At 66.2% G+C, this 14,769-nt stretch carries 17 protein-coding genes and 1 tRNA gene; 12 read left to right on the forward strand and 6 right to left on the reverse strand.

Annotation, left to right across the window (positions count from 1 at the left end):
- Window positions 1-55: 55 nt before the first annotated feature.
- Both rpsD and ACK8OU_RS06800 read right to left on the reverse strand, forming a co-directional pair.
- Window positions 56-676, reverse strand: coding sequence for a 30S ribosomal protein S4 (rpsD, locus tag ACK8OU_RS06795; RefSeq protein ID WP_410302612.1), 621 nt, complete (start codon window positions 674-676; stop codon window positions 56-58).
- 242 nt (window positions 677-918) lie between these two features.
- Window positions 919-1,446: a DUF2478 domain-containing protein gene (locus tag ACK8OU_RS06800; protein ID WP_410302613.1), complete on the reverse strand. Its 528-nt coding sequence runs from the start codon at window positions 1,444-1,446 to the stop codon at window positions 919-921.
- An 83-nt stretch (window positions 1,447-1,529) separates the two neighbouring features.
- Between ACK8OU_RS06800 and mobA the strand changes: the two genes are divergently transcribed.
- Window positions 1,530-2,177 carry a molybdenum cofactor guanylyltransferase MobA gene (gene mobA, locus ACK8OU_RS06805; protein WP_410302614.1) on the forward strand — a complete coding sequence of 216 codons (648 nt, stop codon included), beginning with the start codon at window positions 1,530-1,532 and terminating at the stop codon, window positions 2,175-2,177.
- Here mobA and ACK8OU_RS06810 read toward each other — a convergent pair.
- The gene (locus ACK8OU_RS06810; protein WP_410302615.1) at window positions 2,174-2,413 is read right to left on the reverse strand and encodes a sulfurtransferase TusA family protein; all 240 of its coding nucleotides are present in this window, start codon (window positions 2,411-2,413) and stop codon (window positions 2,174-2,176) included. The genes mobA and ACK8OU_RS06810 overlap by 4 nt on opposite strands.
- Before the next feature lie 315 nt (window positions 2,414-2,728).
- Here ACK8OU_RS06810 and ACK8OU_RS06815 point away from each other — a divergent pair, with 315 nt between their 5' ends.
- The 8 genes from ACK8OU_RS06815 (at window position 2,729) to rarD (ending at window position 10,916) form a co-directional block, all read left to right on the forward strand.
- Window positions 2,729-3,868, forward strand: a complete 1,140-nt coding sequence (locus ACK8OU_RS06815) for a TRAP transporter substrate-binding protein (RefSeq protein ID WP_410302616.1) — start codon at window positions 2,729-2,731, stop codon at window positions 3,866-3,868.
- An 82-nt stretch (window positions 3,869-3,950) separates the two neighbouring features.
- Window positions 3,951-4,541, forward strand: a complete 591-nt coding sequence (locus tag ACK8OU_RS06820) for a TRAP transporter small permease subunit (RefSeq protein WP_410302617.1) — start codon at window positions 3,951-3,953, stop codon at window positions 4,539-4,541.
- On the forward strand, window positions 4,538-5,965 hold the full coding sequence (locus ACK8OU_RS06825) for a TRAP transporter large permease (RefSeq protein WP_410302619.1): 1,428 nt from the start codon (window positions 4,538-4,540) through the stop codon (window positions 5,963-5,965). The genes ACK8OU_RS06820 and ACK8OU_RS06825 overlap by 4 nt, the downstream gene beginning before the upstream one ends.
- A gap of 1 nt (window position 5,966) precedes the next feature.
- Entirely contained in the window at window positions 5,967-7,307 is a 1,341-nt protein-coding gene (locus ACK8OU_RS06830; RefSeq protein ID WP_410302759.1) for an amidase, read from the forward strand.
- Between the two features lies 1 nt (window position 7,308).
- Entirely contained in the window at window positions 7,309-7,464 is a 156-nt protein-coding gene (locus tag ACK8OU_RS06835; protein ID WP_410302620.1) for a hypothetical protein, read from the forward strand.
- A 184-nt stretch (window positions 7,465-7,648) separates the two neighbouring features.
- The gene (locus ACK8OU_RS06840) at window positions 7,649-8,035 is read left to right on the forward strand and encodes a phasin family protein (RefSeq protein ID WP_410302621.1); all 387 of its coding nucleotides are present in this window, start codon (window positions 7,649-7,651) and stop codon (window positions 8,033-8,035) included.
- A gap of 31 nt (window positions 8,036-8,066) precedes the next feature.
- Window positions 8,067-9,899, forward strand: coding sequence for a PHA/PHB synthase family protein (locus ACK8OU_RS06845; protein ID WP_410302622.1), 1,833 nt, complete (start codon window positions 8,067-8,069; stop codon window positions 9,897-9,899).
- 90 nt (window positions 9,900-9,989) lie between these two features.
- Window positions 9,990-10,916 (forward strand): EamA family transporter RarD, encoded by a 927-nt coding sequence (gene rarD / locus ACK8OU_RS06850; RefSeq protein WP_410302623.1) that lies wholly within the window; start codon window positions 9,990-9,992, stop codon window positions 10,914-10,916.
- A 4-nt stretch (window positions 10,917-10,920) separates the two neighbouring features.
- Here rarD and ACK8OU_RS06855 read toward each other — a convergent pair whose 3' ends face one another.
- The 3 genes from ACK8OU_RS06855 to ACK8OU_RS06865 form a co-directional block, all read right to left on the reverse strand.
- Window positions 10,921-11,076 (reverse strand): hypothetical protein, encoded by a 156-nt coding sequence (locus tag ACK8OU_RS06855; protein ID WP_410302624.1) that lies wholly within the window; start codon window positions 11,074-11,076, stop codon window positions 10,921-10,923.
- Window positions 11,077-11,219: 143 nt separating this feature from the next.
- Window positions 11,220-12,347 carry an aminotransferase class V-fold PLP-dependent enzyme gene (locus ACK8OU_RS06860; protein WP_410302626.1) on the reverse strand — a complete coding sequence of 376 codons (1,128 nt, stop codon included), beginning with the start codon at window positions 12,345-12,347 and terminating at the stop codon, window positions 11,220-11,222.
- A 300-nt stretch (window positions 12,348-12,647) separates the two neighbouring features.
- Window positions 12,648-12,722: transfer RNA gene (locus ACK8OU_RS06865), tRNA-Thr, on the reverse strand.
- Window positions 12,723-12,840: 118 nt separating this feature from the next.
- Here ACK8OU_RS06865 and ACK8OU_RS06870 point away from each other — a divergent pair.
- From ACK8OU_RS06870 to ACK8OU_RS06880, 3 genes are read left to right on the forward strand one after another with little or no spacing between them, the layout of a single operon-like run.
- A complete protein-coding gene (locus tag ACK8OU_RS06870; RefSeq protein WP_410302627.1) occupies window positions 12,841-13,017 on the forward strand; it encodes a hypothetical protein in 177 nt (58 codons plus the stop codon).
- Window positions 13,018-13,021: 4 nt separating this feature from the next.
- Window positions 13,022-14,293 (forward strand): UDP-N-acetylglucosamine 1-carboxyvinyltransferase, encoded by a 1,272-nt coding sequence (murA, locus tag ACK8OU_RS06875; protein ID WP_410302628.1) that lies wholly within the window; start codon window positions 13,022-13,024, stop codon window positions 14,291-14,293.
- Window positions 14,290-14,769, forward strand: a complete 480-nt coding sequence (locus ACK8OU_RS06880; protein WP_410302629.1) for a DUF2948 family protein — start codon at window positions 14,290-14,292, stop codon at window positions 14,767-14,769. The genes murA and ACK8OU_RS06880 overlap by 4 nt, the downstream gene beginning before the upstream one ends.

The following is a 14,769-nucleotide window of genomic DNA, read 5'->3' on the forward strand; positions in this document are numbered from 1 at the left end:
AAGCAAAAAGGGCCGGGAAACCCCGGCCCTTCGTATGGCATGCAACGCGAAAGGATCAGTTCTTCGCGTAGAATTCGACGACCAGGTTCGGTTCCATCACCACCGGATAGGGCACATCGCCCAGCGCCGGGGTGCGCACGAAGGTGGCGGTCATCTTGTTGTGGTCGACTTCCATATAGTCGGGCACGTCACGTTCGGTCAGGCCGACCGATTCCAGCACGATGGCCAGCTGGCGCGACCGGTCGCGCACCGCGATCACATCGCCTTCCTTCACGCGATAGGACGCGATGTTGACACGCTTGCCGTTCACCGTGACATGGCCGTGGTTCACGAACTGACGCGCGGCAAAGATGGTCGGGACGAACTTGGCGCGGTAGACGACCGCGTCCAGGCGGCGCTCCAGCAGACCAACCAGGTTTTCACCGGTGTCGCCCTTGACGCGCTCGGCCTCGGCATAGATGCGGCGGAACTGCTTTTCGGTCAGGTCGCCATAATAGCCCTTCAGCTTCTGCTTGGCGCGCAGCTGGGTGCCGAAATCCGACAGCTTGTTCTTGCGGCGCTGGCCGTGCTGACCGGGGCCGTATTCGCGCTTGTTCACCGGGGACTTGGCGCGCCCCCAGATGTTTTCGCCCATGCGGCGATCGATCTTGTACTTGGCAGACGTGCGTTTGGTCACGGCTGATCTCCTTCATGTGTATCGAAGGGCGTTGTCCTCCTCCCTCCACCCCATCCGCGAGGTTTCGGGCGACAGGTTTCCCCTTGCGGGGTCCACCAACACCAATGAATTGCCCGGCGCGTCGCCGCACCGGGATGGCGGGCTTATACAGCCCCGCGCGGCCCTGTCAACACCGCGCCCCTTCGGATTTGCCCAAATATCCCGGGGGAAACGCGCGGCACGCGCGTTGGGGGCAGCGCCCCCTAGACCCCTGTCTCCGCCCCTTGGGTCCGACGGCACCAGTCCAGAACCGCCCCCACCCCGGCGGGCAGGCATTCGCCGAAATCGCCGGCAAAATCCTCGAAGGCGGGCAGGTTCTTCGGCGCGACCGCCGTCAGCACCGGGATTCCCCGCGCCAGCGCCTGCCCGATCGCGGGGCGCAGACCGCCGCCCTCTGCCTCGGCCTTGCCGAACTTGTTGGCGATCAGCAGCCGCGGCCCGGCCCCAAGCGCCGCCTCGATCAGCCCCGCCGCCTGCGCCAGCGCCGCCGGGTCCAGCCGGCACCCCTGCGCCAGCGCGCCCAGATCCTGGCTGATGCGCACAACCGCCCCGGTCCCCACCCCGGAATGCAAGAGATGCAGGTCCATCGCAGAACGCACCCCGGGGCCAGGGCTGACATTCACCTGCACCGCACCGGCCAGCGGCCAGCCGTCGGCCCGCAGCCGCCGCGCCACCCCGGCCAGAAGCCTGTCCGCCGCCCCGCGACCATCCGCGACCACATAGCCCAGCATCCCGCATGCCCCCCTGGCTGTCCGCCCCTTGCCTGTCCCCGGGCCTGCTTACACAATGGCCCGCCACCAGGAAAGGCCAAGCCATGCCCGCCGCCGCCATGCATGACCGCACCCCCGCCCCCCTCGGGGTGATTCTGGCCGGCGGCCAGGCCAGCCGTATGGGCGGCGGGGACAAGGGGCTGCGCATCGTCGCGGGGCGGGCCCTGATCGCGCATGTGATCGACAGGCTTGGCCCGCAGGTGCCGCGGATGGCGATCAATGCCAATGGAGATCCGGCCCGGCTTGCCGGGTTCGGCCTGCCGGTCGTGGCCGACAGCATTCCTGGCCAGCCCGGGCCGCTGGCCGGGGTTCTGGCGGGGCTGGACTGGGCCGCCGGTCTTGGCGCGTCCGCGATCGTCACCGCTGCCGCCGACACACCCTTTTTCCCGCCCGACCTTGTTGCGCGACTGCAGGCGGCGGCGGGCGAATCGGGGCTGGCAACGGCCGCGTCGCCCGATGCACAGGGGCGGCTTCGGCGGCATCCGACCTTTGGGCTTTGGCCGGTTGCGCTGCGCGCAGATCTGCGCGCCGCCATCGCGCGGGGCCAACGCCGGATCGGGCACTGGGCCGAAATGCAGGGCGCGGGCCTCGCCGCCTTTGACAGCATCCCCTTCGACCCGTTTTTCAACATCAACACGCCCGACGACATCGCCACCGCCGCGCGACTGGCCGGCGCGGCGGACCAGGCCTAGCCGCGCCGGATCAGATAGGCCTGCGCCGAACCCGCGCCGGAAGACGACAACAGGTCGTGCCCCGCCTCGGCGCAGAAATGCGGCACATCGATCACCGCGGCGGGATCGCTGGCCAGCAGCCGCAGCACCTGGCCCGGCGCCATGCCCAGAAGCGCCTTGCGCGCCCGCAGCACGGGCAGCGGGCACAAAAGCCCGACCGCATCGATTTCCCTGTCCCAGATCTGATCCTTGCTCATGCCGGCAGGCCATAGCAGAACCGGCGCGCCGCTCCAATGGTCTGCTCCATCGATTGCTGCCGTGCGGGCGGTGTGATTCCCCGGGCCGCCGCCAGGCAGGTACCAAGCCTGCGGAAAGGCGCGACAAACCGGGGCAGCACCCTATACTAAAGGTTAGGTATGCAACAGCAACACGGCCCGCGGATCACCTTGTGCAAGATTGTTGCGCCCCTCCGAGACGTTTTTTCTTGAATTGCCGAAATCGGCCAGTAAACCTTACCAATATTGCGAAAACGCTGGCAACGGCAGTTCCGCATCCATTTCTGGGAGGAAATCATGACGACTACAAAAACCCCGGCGCCGGTGTCGCGCCGTTCTTTCCTGACCAAGGGCGCGCTGGCTGGCGGCGTCGCGGCGACGGGCGCTTTGGCCGCCCCCGCGGTTCTGGCGCAGGCGCCGCTTGTGATGAAGATGCAGACCTCGTGGCCTGCCTCGGACATCTGGATGGACATGGCGCGCGAATACACCACCCGGGTCGAAGAAATGTCGGGCGGCCGTCTCAAGGTCGACCTGCTGCCCGCGGGCGCGGTCGTGGGCGCCTTCCAGGTGATGGATGCCTGCCATGACGGCGTGATCGACGCGGCACACAGCGTTTCGGCCTATTGGTATGGCAAGCACAAGGCCGCGTCCTTCTTTGGCACCGGCCCGGTGTTCGGCGGCTCGTCGCCGGCGATGCTGGCCTGGTTCTACCAGGGCGGCGGGGCCGATCTGTACCGCGAACTGACCCAGGACGTGCTGGGGCTGAACGTGGTGGGCTTCATGGGCATGCCGATGCCGGCGCAGCCGTTTGGCTGGTTCAAGAACCCGATCAACGGTGTCGCCGACATCCAGGGCTTCAAATACCGCACCGTGGGCCTGGCGGCTGACCTGCTGCAGTCGATGGGCATGTCGGTGGCCCAGCTGCCGGGCGGCGAGATCGTGCCGGCGATGGAACGCGGCGTGATCGACGCGTTCGAATTCAACAACCCTTCGTCCGACCGCCGCTTTGGCGCGCAGGACGTGGCCAAGAACTACTACCTGGCGTCGTACCACCAGGCCGCGGAAGCCTTTGAATTCATCTTCAACAAGGACTTCTACGACGATCTGGATCCCGATCTGCAGGCGATCGTGAAATACGCGGTCGAGGCTTCGGCGACGTCGAACCTGGCGATGGCCATGAAGGAATATTCCAACGACCTTCAGGGCCTGCAGGCGGACAATGGCGTGACCGTCTATCGCACCCCGACAGAGATCATGGCCGCCCAGCTGGAAGCCTGGGACAAGCTGATCGCGGATCTGGAAGGCGATCCGATGAACAAGAAGATCATGGAAAGCCAGCGCGCCTGGGCCGAGAAAGTCGGCTACTATGAACTGATGGGCGCCCCGGATTATTCGCTTGCCTACGAACACTATTTCCCGGGCAAACTGAAACTCTGATCCGGGCGTCTTCGGCCTGGATGACCCGGGGGCGCGCAAACGCCCCCGGGATTTTTGATCGCAACGGAAGGATCTTCCCACCATGATTGCCTTCATCGACTTTGCCGACCGGCTGTCGGCATGGTTCGGCCGCTCCTTCGGGTGGCTGATTCTGCTGATGACGCTCGGGACCGCCTATGAGGTCGTGATGCGTTACCTGTTCAACGCGCCGACGCCCTGGTCCTATGATCTGTCCTACATCGGATATGGGGCGCTGTTCATGATGGGCGGCGCCTACACGCTGTCGCTGGGCGGCCATGTGCGCGGCGACTTTCTCTACCGCACCTGGAGCGCGCGGACCCAGGCCACGATGGACCTGGTGCTCTACATCTTCTTCTTCTTCCCCGGCGTGCTGGCGCTGATCTTTTCGGGCTACAAATACGCCAGCCGGTCCTGGGGCTATGGCGAAGTCAGCGTGAACAGCCCCGCCGGCATCCCGATCTATCAGCTCAAGGCGGTGCTGGTCGCGTCGGGCATCCTGCTGGCGATCCAGGGGATTGCCCAGGTGATGCGCTGCCTGATCTGCATCCGTACCGGCCAGTGGCTGAAGGCCGAGGCCGATGTGAAGGAAACCGAGGAACTGCTGATCGAGCAGGCCCACGCCCATGACGCCCCGACAGGAGAGAGCAAGTGACCGATCCGCAAATCGCCCTGATGATGCTGGGGCTGTTCATCCTGATCGTCTTTCTGGGTTTCCCGATCGCTTTCACGCTGATGGCGATGGGCATCTTCTTTGGCTATTATGCCTATTTCGACGCCGGCCGGATGTGGCGCGGCTACAACCGCCTGGGCGAGGACGCCGGCTGGTGGGACAGCACAAGCCTGTGGATCGAGGGGTTCTTCAACAACCGCATCTTCGATCTGTTCATCAACCAGTCCTACACGGTGATGTCGAACGAGGTGCTGACCGCGATCCCGCTGTTCCTGTTCATGGGTTATATCGTTGAACGCGCCAACATCGTCGACCGGCTGTTCGGCACGCTGGCGGTGGCGGCGCGCAACATTCCCGGCTCGCTGGGGGTTGCGGCGCTGATCACCTGCGCGCTGTTTGCCACGGCCACCGGCATCGTGGGCGCGGTGGTGACGCTGATGGGCCTGCTGGCGCTGCCGCAGATGCTCAAGGTGCGCTATGACAATTCCTTCGCCTCGGGCATCATCTGCGCGGGCGGCACGCTGGGCATCCTGATCCCGCCGTCGATCATGCTGATCGTCTATGCGGCGTCGTCGGGGGTGTCGATCGTGCGGCTTTACGCGGGTGCGCTGCTGCCTGGCCTGACGCTGGTGGGACTGTATCTGGTCTATATCATCGGGCGCGCGATCCTGAACCCCAGTGTCGCCCCGCGCCCCACCAGGGAAGAAATGCCGGACGTTCCCCTGCTGAAGGTGCTGTGGCTGCTGGCGACGTCGTTCCTGCCGCTGGCGGCGCTGATCCTGGCGGTTCTGGGCTCGATCATCTTCGGCCTGGCCACGCCCACCGAAGCCGCTGCGATCGGGGCGCTGGGGGGCATGATGCTGGCCATCGCCTACCGCGCGATGACCTTTCAGCGGCTGCGCGAAAGCGTTTATCTGACGGTGCGCACCACGGCCATGGTGTGCTGGCTGTTCATCGGATCCTACACCTTCTCGGCGGTATTCAGCTATCTGGGCGGCGAGCAGGTGATTTCGGAATTCGTGCAAGGCCTCGACATGGAACCCTGGCAGTTCCTGATCGTGGCACAGCTGATCATCTTCATCCTTGGCTGGCCGCTGGAATGGTCCGAGATCATCATCATCTTCGTGCCGATCTTCCTGCCGCTGCTGCCGCATTTCGGGATCGACCCGCTGTTCTTCGGCGTTCTGGTGGCGCTGAACCTGCAGACCTCGTTCCTGACACCACCGATGGCGATGTCGGCCTATTACCTCAAGGGCATCGCGCCCCCGACGATCAAGCTGACCGAGATCTTCGCGGGATCGCTGCCCTATGTGGGGATGGTCTTCCTGTGCATGGCGATGATGTATCTGTATCCGCAGATCGTCTTCTACCTGCCGGATTACTTCTATGGCGCGGCAAGTCGCTGAGATGGGGGTGCTGTCTCTTCCCCTGATCGAGCTGCGCGACCGGCTGGCTTCGGGGGCGCTGCGCGTCCCCGAGGTGGCCCGCGCCTGCCTTGACCGTATCCGCGCGGTGGAACCCGGCGTTCAGGCCTGGGCCTGGCTGGACGAAGATCACATCATGGCCGAGGCCAACCGCCTGGAAGGCCTGCGCCGCGCCGGGGCCCCGATCGGGCCCCTGCATGGGGTTCCGGTGGCGTTGAAGGACGTCATCGACACCCGCGCCATCCCCACCGAAAACGGCTGCGCGCTGGACCTTGGCCGCGTACCCGAACGCGACGCGGCGCTTGTGGCGCGGCTGAAGGCGGCGGGGGCGCTGATCATGGGCAAGACCGTCACCACCGAGCTGGCCTTCCTGCACCCGGGCAAAACCCGCAATCCGCACAACCCCGCGCATACGCCGGGCGGGTCTTCGCAAGGGTCGGCGGCGGCGGTGGCGGCGGGCATGGTGCCGCTGGCGGTGGGCACGCAGACCGGCGGATCGGTGATCCGCCCGGCCAGTTATTGCGGCGTCGTCGGCTTCAAGCCCAGCTTCGGGCGCATCCCGCGCAGCGGCGTGCTGACGCAATCGCCCACGCTGGACACGATCGGCGTCTTCGCCCGCGAGGTTGAGGGCGCGGCGCTTCTGGCCGAGGTGATGTTCGGCCATGACCCGACCGATCCGGCCACCGAACCGCTGGCGCCGCCGCGGCTTCTGGACACGACGCGCGCCCAGCCGCCCGTCACGCCCGGCTTTGCCTTCGTCCGGCTGCCGGGCTTTGATGCGGCCCATCCCGAAATGCTGGGCGCGCTTGCGGAACTGACCGGCCTTCTGGGCGATCAGGTCTTTGAGGCCCCCCTGCCCCGCGCCTTTGACGATGCCGCCGCCCTGCGCGAACGCATCAACTTTGCCGAAATGGCCAAGTGCTATTACGCCTACGAACGGCGCGGCTGGGACCAGCTGTCCGCCGAAACCCGCGGCGCGATGGAACAGGGCCGCGCAATTTCGGCGCGCGACTATCTGGCCGCGCTGGACTGGCGTGACATCTTCAATGCCGCGCTGGAGGAAATCTTTGCGCGCTGCGATGCGATCCTGTGCCCCGCCGCCCCCGGCCCCGCCCCCGAGGGGCTTGGCTCGACCGGCAGTTCCATCTTCAACGGGATCTGGACCCTGACCGGGTCCCCCGCCATCACCCTGCCGCTGTTCACCGCCGAAAATGGCCTGCCGATGGGGCTTCAGCTTGTCGGCCGGCGTGGCGATGACGCGCGGCTTTTGCGCACCGCGGCCTGGCTATCGCGCCATGTCGCCACCCTTTCGACGGAGACCTGACATGATTGACCGTCTTATGGCGCTTGTCGCCTTTCTGATCCTTGCGGGCTTTCTGGGAATCATCCTGATGCATGTGCCGCGCCTTGACCTTGGCATCGCCATCGTGGCGACGCTTGTCCTGGCGGCGTGGGATTTCTTTGGCAAGAAGCATATCTGAAGCGCCCGTTTTTCCGGCGCCACGGCCACGTTTTCGCCAAATAGGGCGGCGTCGGTCGTGGCATCTTGCCGCGACCTTGTCATGAAAGCTTCGGCTTTCTGGCCAACCATGCTATTGTGTGGCGGTGTCACGCCGGTTCTGTCCGGCGGGAACCGGCTGGTCTGTCACAAGGAAAGGTTTCCCCATGAGCAAAGCAAAGACGAATGGCCCCGCCCTTGGCTGCATGACGCCGCCCGTTGACCCCGCCCATATGGGCGACATGATGACCTCGGTTTTGCGCGCGCAGGCAAAGATGGTGGATGCATTGCTGCGCCAGAACATCGAAACGCTGGACTTCCTGAAAACCCGCTACGAAAAGGACCGCGCCATGCTGGCCGCCCTGACCGAGGCCAAGGACCCCAGCACGATGATGGCGGTCTGGACCGGGTTCTGGTCGAATGCGGCCTCGGACTACACTAATGAGGCGGGCAAGCTCAGTTCGTTCGCGGCGGCCACGACCGAACAGATGATCGAGGGCCTGACCGACGAGGCCCGCGCGATGGCCGGCGGCGCGCCGCGCCGGGGGGCCTGAGCCGCAGCCGGGCGCGCCGAAGGAAGATATGATGAAGGATGCCGACGTCCACCTGACGCCGCAGTTGGCGGCGACGCCGCCGCGGCCCGCTGCCGAAAACACCGCCCCCTGCCCCGAGGCTGAGGCCCGGAAACTGGCCGCCGAGGCCGCCTTTCGCAGCCTCGACCGCCATGTCCATGCCCATCTGGGCACGGCCGTGGGCGGGCTTTCGGTGATCGGCCTGGCGCAGGCCTGGGCCGATTGGGCGGCGCATCTGGCCATTTCGCCGGGCAAGCAGATGGAGCTGGTCTGGAAAGGCTGGCGCAAGTGGCAGCGGCTGAACACCGCGCTGTGGTCGGGCATGACCGGGCATGACCCCGACGACGCCTGCATTGAACCGCTGCCCCAGGACCGCCGCTTCAGCGCGCCTGAATGGCAGCGCATGCCCTATCGCGCGATCTGGCAATCCTTCCTGCTGACGCAGCAATGGTGGCACAATGCCACCACCGGCATCCCCGGCGTGTCGCGCGACAATGAACGGCTGGTGGAATTCTACAGCCGCCAGTTTCTGGACATGTTGTCGCCGTCGAACTTTCTGGCCACCAATCCGCAGCTGATGGACCGCACGGTGCAAGAGGGCGGGCAGAACCTGATCCGCGGGCTTGGCGCCTGGGCCGAGGATGCCGCAGGCGTGCTGGCGGGTGACACCACGCCCCGCCCGCTGGATTTCCTGCCCGGACGCGATGTGGCGCTGACGCCGGGCAAGGTGGTCTATCACAACGCGCTGATGGAACTGATCCAATACGCCCCCACGACCCCCACCGTGCAGGCCGTGCCGATCCTGATCGTGCCGGCCTGGATCATGAAATACTACATCCTCGACCTGTCGCCCGAAAACTCGCTGATCCGCTGGCTGGTGGCGCAGGGGTTCACGGTGTTCTGCATTTCCTGGAAGAACCCCGGGGCCGGGGATCGCGATTTCGGCTTCGATCATTACCGCACGCAAGGGGTGATGGCGGCGCTGGACATCGCCTGTGCGATCACCGGCGCGCCACGGGTGCATGGGCTTGGCTATTGCCTGGGCGGTACGCTGTTGTCGGTGACGGCGGCGGCGATGGCGCGTGATGGCGATGACAGGCTGGCCAGCCTGTCGCTTCTGGCAGCCCAGGTCGATTTCTCGGAAGCGGGCGAATTGTCGATGTTCACATCGGAACCCCAGATCGCGCTGATCGAGGACATGATGTGGGAGGATGGCTATCTGGATCAGCGCCGGATGGCCGGGGCCTTCAACATGCTGCGTTCGCAGGATCTGATCTGGTCGCGGATGACGCGCGCCTATCTGATGGGCGAACGCGACCGGCCCACCGATCTTGGCAGCTGGAGCGCGGATGCCACGCGCATGCCCTATCGCATGCATTCGGACTATCTGCGCCGGCTGTTCCTGCGCAACGATCTGTCGGCGGGGCGGTTCACGGCGGGCGGGCAGCCGGTCTATCTGGCCGATATCCGGGTGCCGATCTTTGCCGTCGCGACCGAGCATGACCACATCGCGCCCTGGAAATCGGTCTACAAGCTGACACATCTGGTGCATGGCGGGCTGAGCTTTGCGCTGGTATCGGGCGGGCACAATACCGGCATCGTTGCCCCGCCCGGCAACCCCAAGGCGCATTTCCGGCTGCTGGAACATCTGCCCGACGCCAACCACCGCGACCCCGAGGTCTGGGCGCGTGAACATCCCGCCACGCCAGGATCGTGGTGGCAGGCCTGGTGCGACTGGCTTGTGCCGCAATCGGGCAGGCAGGTCGCCCCGCCGCAGATGGGCAAGCCCGACACGGGCGGCAAGGGTCTGAGCAAGGCGCCGGGGCGCTATGTGCTGGCGCGCTAGCCGCCTTGCGCGCCAGCCCCGGCGTCAGGGATGGCCTTTGCCCCGCGATTGGGCTAGCGCAGTCCCCACCGGCAAGCGACGGGGGCAGCCATGCGCAACGAAGATACGCCAAAGGGATTCGTCCTGGCCGCCACCGCCTATGTGCTGTGGGGGTTCATGCCGATCTACATGAAGGCGCTGGCGCATGTCCCCGCGGCCGAGGTGCTGGTGCACCGGGTGATCTGGTCGGTGCCGTTGGCGGGGCTGGTCCTGCTGGCGATGGGCCGCACGGGCGATCTGCGCGCGGCGCTGCGCAGCCCGCGCACGATCGGCATGGCGGCGGTGACGGCGGCGCTGGTCTCGGTCAACTGGGGGATCTATGTCTGGGCGATCAGCGCGGGCCAGACGCTGGACGCCGCCCTTGGCTATTACATCAACCCGCTGTTCAGCGTGCTTCTGGGCGCGGTTCTGCTGCGCGAACGGCTTGGCGGGGTGCAGATGCTGGCGATCGGGCTGGCCTTTGCCGCGGTGGCGCTGCTGACCATCGGCACGGGGCGGCTGCCGGTGGTGGCGATCGGCCTGACGCTCAGCTGGGGTCTTTATGCCTATTGCAAGAAGATGCTGCCGATCGGCCCGAACCAGGGGTTCCTGCTGGAGGTGCTGTTGCTTCTGCCCTTTGCGCTGGCCTGGCTGGTCTGGCTGACGCTGCGGGGGGAAAGCCATTTCCTGACCGGGAATGGCACCGATACGGCGCTGTTGCTGGGCTGCGGAATCGTGACGGCGGTGCCGCTGCTGTTCTATGCCAACGGGGCCAAGCTGCTGCGGCTGTCAACGATCGGGATCTTGCAATATATCGTGCCCACGATGGTGTTCTTTGTCGCGGTCTTTTTGTTTGACGAACCCTTCGGCCGCATCCGGCTGATTGCTTTTGCGATGATCTGGACGGCGCTGGCGCTGTATACGGGTGCGATGCTGCGCGGCACGCAAAACCGCCGCGCCAGGCGCAACGACATCCCGACACCCGGCGACCCGGCCTGAACGCCTAGCCGAAAACCGCCCACAGGATCAGCACCCACAGCGCCGCGCCAAGCGCAAGGGCCACCGCGACCCACCAACCTGACGGCAGCCGCCGGCCCGGCGCGGGTGCGCCGCCGCGCGTTGCCGGCCGCGCCGGCCTGACCTTGGTCTGATGTCGCATGCCGCGCCTCCGGGGCTGTGATCGGCGCGGACCGGCAAAACGATACCCGGCCCGGACGCACGCCAGCATAATCGCCGGGCTCGCTTTGGAAAAGGTTAACGCGCCTGCCCCCGCCCCGCGCGCGCGCGGCCCCGGACGCCGCGCTACAGCACCGCGTCCAGCGCCGGGCCCAGACGTGCCACCGTGGCCGGAACATCGGTCAGCTTGTCCAGGCCGAACAGGCCGATGCGGAAGGTGCGGAAATCCCCCCCCTCGCCCAGCTGCAAGGGAACACCGGCGGCGATCTGCAGGCCTTGCGCGGCAAATTTCCGGCCGTTCTGAATATCGGGATCGTCGGTATAGCTGACCACCACCCCCGGCGCGGCAAAGCCGGGCGCCGCAACCGACGCCACCCCCTTGGCCGCCAGCATCGCGCGTACGGTATTGCCCAGTTCCCATTGCGCCGCCTTCATCTGCGCAAACCCCTGCGCCCTGGTTTCCGCCATCGCGTCGCGCAGGCCCACCAGCGCATCGGTGGGCATGGTGGCGTGATAGGCATGGCCCCCGCCTTCATAGGCCGCCATGATCGCGCGCCATTTCTTCAGGTCCAGCGCGAAGGAATTCGACGCCGTTTCCTCCATCCGGGCTGCGGCGCGGGGCGACAGCATCACCATCCCTGCCGAGGGCGAGGCCGACCAGCCCTTTTGCGGCGCGGAAATCAGCACATCGACGCCGGTTTCACGCATGTCGACCCAGACACAGCCCGAGGCGATGCAATCCAGCACCATCAGCGCGCCCACCTCATGCGCGGCGGCGGCCATCGCGGCGATGTAGCCATCGGGCAGGATCAGGCCGGCGGCGGTTTCGACATGGGGGGCAAAGACCACGTCGGGGCGCGCCTCGCGGATCTTTGCCACGACCTCGTCGATGGGGGGCGGGGCATAGGGCGCGCGCGGGTCATTGCCAGCCGGTCGCGCCATGACCACGGTGGTTTCGGCGGCGAAACCGCCCGCCTCAAGGATCTGGCTCCAGCGGTAGGAAAACCAGCCGTTGCGCAGGATCAGCGCATGGCGGCCGACGGCAAACTGGCGCGCGACGGATTCCATCGCATAGCTGCCCCCGCCCGGCACCAGCGCCACCGCCTCGGCGCCATAGACGTCGCGCAGCATGGCGGAAATGTCACGCATCACGCCCTGGAACCGGGCCGACATGTGGTTGAGCGATCGATCGGTGAACACCACCGAAAATTCGGCCAGACCATCGGGATCGACATCGGGGCGCAAGCCGGGCATTTGGGTCCTCCTTCAACTGACAACCCATAGTTTAGGGCCGCAGGGTCGGTCAGCGCCAGAAAAATCGCCCCCCCGCGCGCATGGCCCCGCGCATGGCAGGGATAACCCTTTCAGACAAGCGCGCATCCTGCCGGACGCCGCGAAATACGATGCGTCCGCGCCTCGGCGGGGTGACCGTCTGGCCTTTGCAAAGCCACCCGGATCCTGCGCGATTAACGGGCATGGAGTTTTTTGAAACTTCGCTCCCTTTCAATATGCCAGGAAGCACCACTGGCCCGGATAATGGCCTTTGTGAATTTATGGTGCTGCGAGAGAGGATTGAACTCTCGACCTCTCCCTTACCAAGGGAGTGCTCTACCACTGAGCTACCGCAGCGCCGGTGTGGTCTGTTACGACCGTGGCGGCGATGTAGACGCATTCTCGGGCGGGTGCAAGCGCAAAGTCACGCGCCCGCACTGGACGCATTTCGGCCGACAGGATAGAGAAGATCTCGATGACGGACAAACCCCGCAAGACCGGCCAGACGCCCCCCCCGAACGGCACCGAGACCAGCCGTGAGGAACGGCTGCGCGCGGCGCTGCGTGCCAACCTGCAACGGCGCAAGGCCCAGGCCCGCGCCCGCACGGCGCAGCTGGACGATGCCGCGGATGAAGAACGGAAGGAAGACTAGTCCCATGGACCAGATCATTGTGAAAGGCGGGGCCGAGCTTCGGGGCGAAATTCCGATTGCCGGGGCCAAGAATGCCTGCCTGACGCTGATGCCCGCGACGCTTTTGTCGGATGAACCGCTGACGCTGACCAATGCACCGCGGCTGTCGGATATCCGCACGATGACGCAGCTTCTGTCCTCGCTGGGGGCCGAGGTGGCCAGCCTGCAGGGCGGTCAGGTGCTGGCGCTGTCCAGCCATGACCTGAACAACCACACCGCCGATTATGACATCGTGCGCAAGATGCGCGCGTCGATTCTGGTGCTGGGGCCGATGCTGGCGCGCGATGGCCATGCGATCGTATCCCTGCCCGGGGGCTGTGCGATCGGGGCACGCCCGGTGGACCTGCACCTGAAGGCGCTGGAAGCGATGGGGGCGGATCTGGACCTGCGCGACGGTTACGTTCATGCGCGCGCCCCGCAGGGCGGGCTGCGCGGGGCGGTGATCGAATTTCCCTTTGCCTCGGTCGGCGCCACGGAAAACGCGCTGATGGCGGCGACGCTGGCGCGCGGCACCACGGTATTGAAGAACGCCGCGCGCGAGCCCGAAATCGTCGATCTGGCGCAATGCCTGCGCAAGATGGGTGCGCAGATCGAAGGCGAAGGCACATCCACCATCACCATTCAGGGCGTGGACCGGCTGGGCGGGGCGACGCATCCGGTCGTCACCGACCGGATCGAGCTGGGCACCTACATGCTGGCCCCGGCGATCTGCGGCGGCGAGGTGGAATGTCTGGGCGGCCGGATCGAACTGGTGCGGGCGTTTTGCGAAAAACTGGATGCGGCGGGCGTCTCGGTCGAGGAAACGGACCGCGGGCTGAAGGTCAGCCGCCGCAACGGGCGCGTGAAGGCGGTCGATGTGGTGACTGAACCCTTCCCCGGCTTTCCCACCGACCTGCAGGCGCAGATGATGGCGCTGCTGTGCACCGCCGATGGCGTCAGCGTTCTGGAAGAGAAGATTTTTGAAAACCGCTTCATGCATGCCCCCGAACTGATGCGGATGGGGGCAAGGATCGATGTGCATGGCGGCCATGCCACGGTAACCGGGGTGGAACGGCTGCGCGGCGCGCCGGTGATGGCGACGGATCTGCGCGCCTCGGTTTCGCTGATCCTGGCGGGGTTGGCGGCCGAGGGTGAAACCGTGGTCAGCCGGGTCTATCATCTGGATCGCGGCTATGAGAGGGTGGAAGAGAAGCTGTCGGCCGTGGGCGCAACCATCGAAAGGGTGAAGGGCGAATGACACAGGACGCGCGCTTCGAGGATGCGGGGGAAGGCGCGCTGGCGCTGCGCGCCGAATCCCCCGAAGACCTGCCGGTGATCGCGGCGCTTGTGCAGGATGCGGTGCTGTCGACCGCCGATATCGTCTGGAACGCCCGGGCGCGCCGGCTTGCCCTGCTGGTCAACCGCTTTCGCTGGGAAGACAAGGACCGCGCCGAAGCCGCCCGCCGCCCCTATGAACGCACCCGCGCGCTGCTGGTGATTACCGATGTGACCGGCGTGTCCAGCATGGGCATTGACCGCACGGACCCGGACCTGGTGCTGTCGTTGCTGGATCTTGCCTGGGAACCGGCCGGGGATGGCGCAGGCCGGGTTGTGCTGACATTTGCGGGCGATGGCGCGATTGCCGCGCGAATCGAATGCCTGAACATCGACCTGCGCGACGTGACCCGGCCCTACCGCGCGCCTTCGGGCCAGGCACCGCATCACCCGGACTGA

This window comes from Pontitalea aquivivens (assembly GCF_046507575.1).
GTDB lineage: Bacteria > Pseudomonadota > Alphaproteobacteria > Rhodobacterales > Rhodobacteraceae > Pontitalea > Pontitalea aquivivens.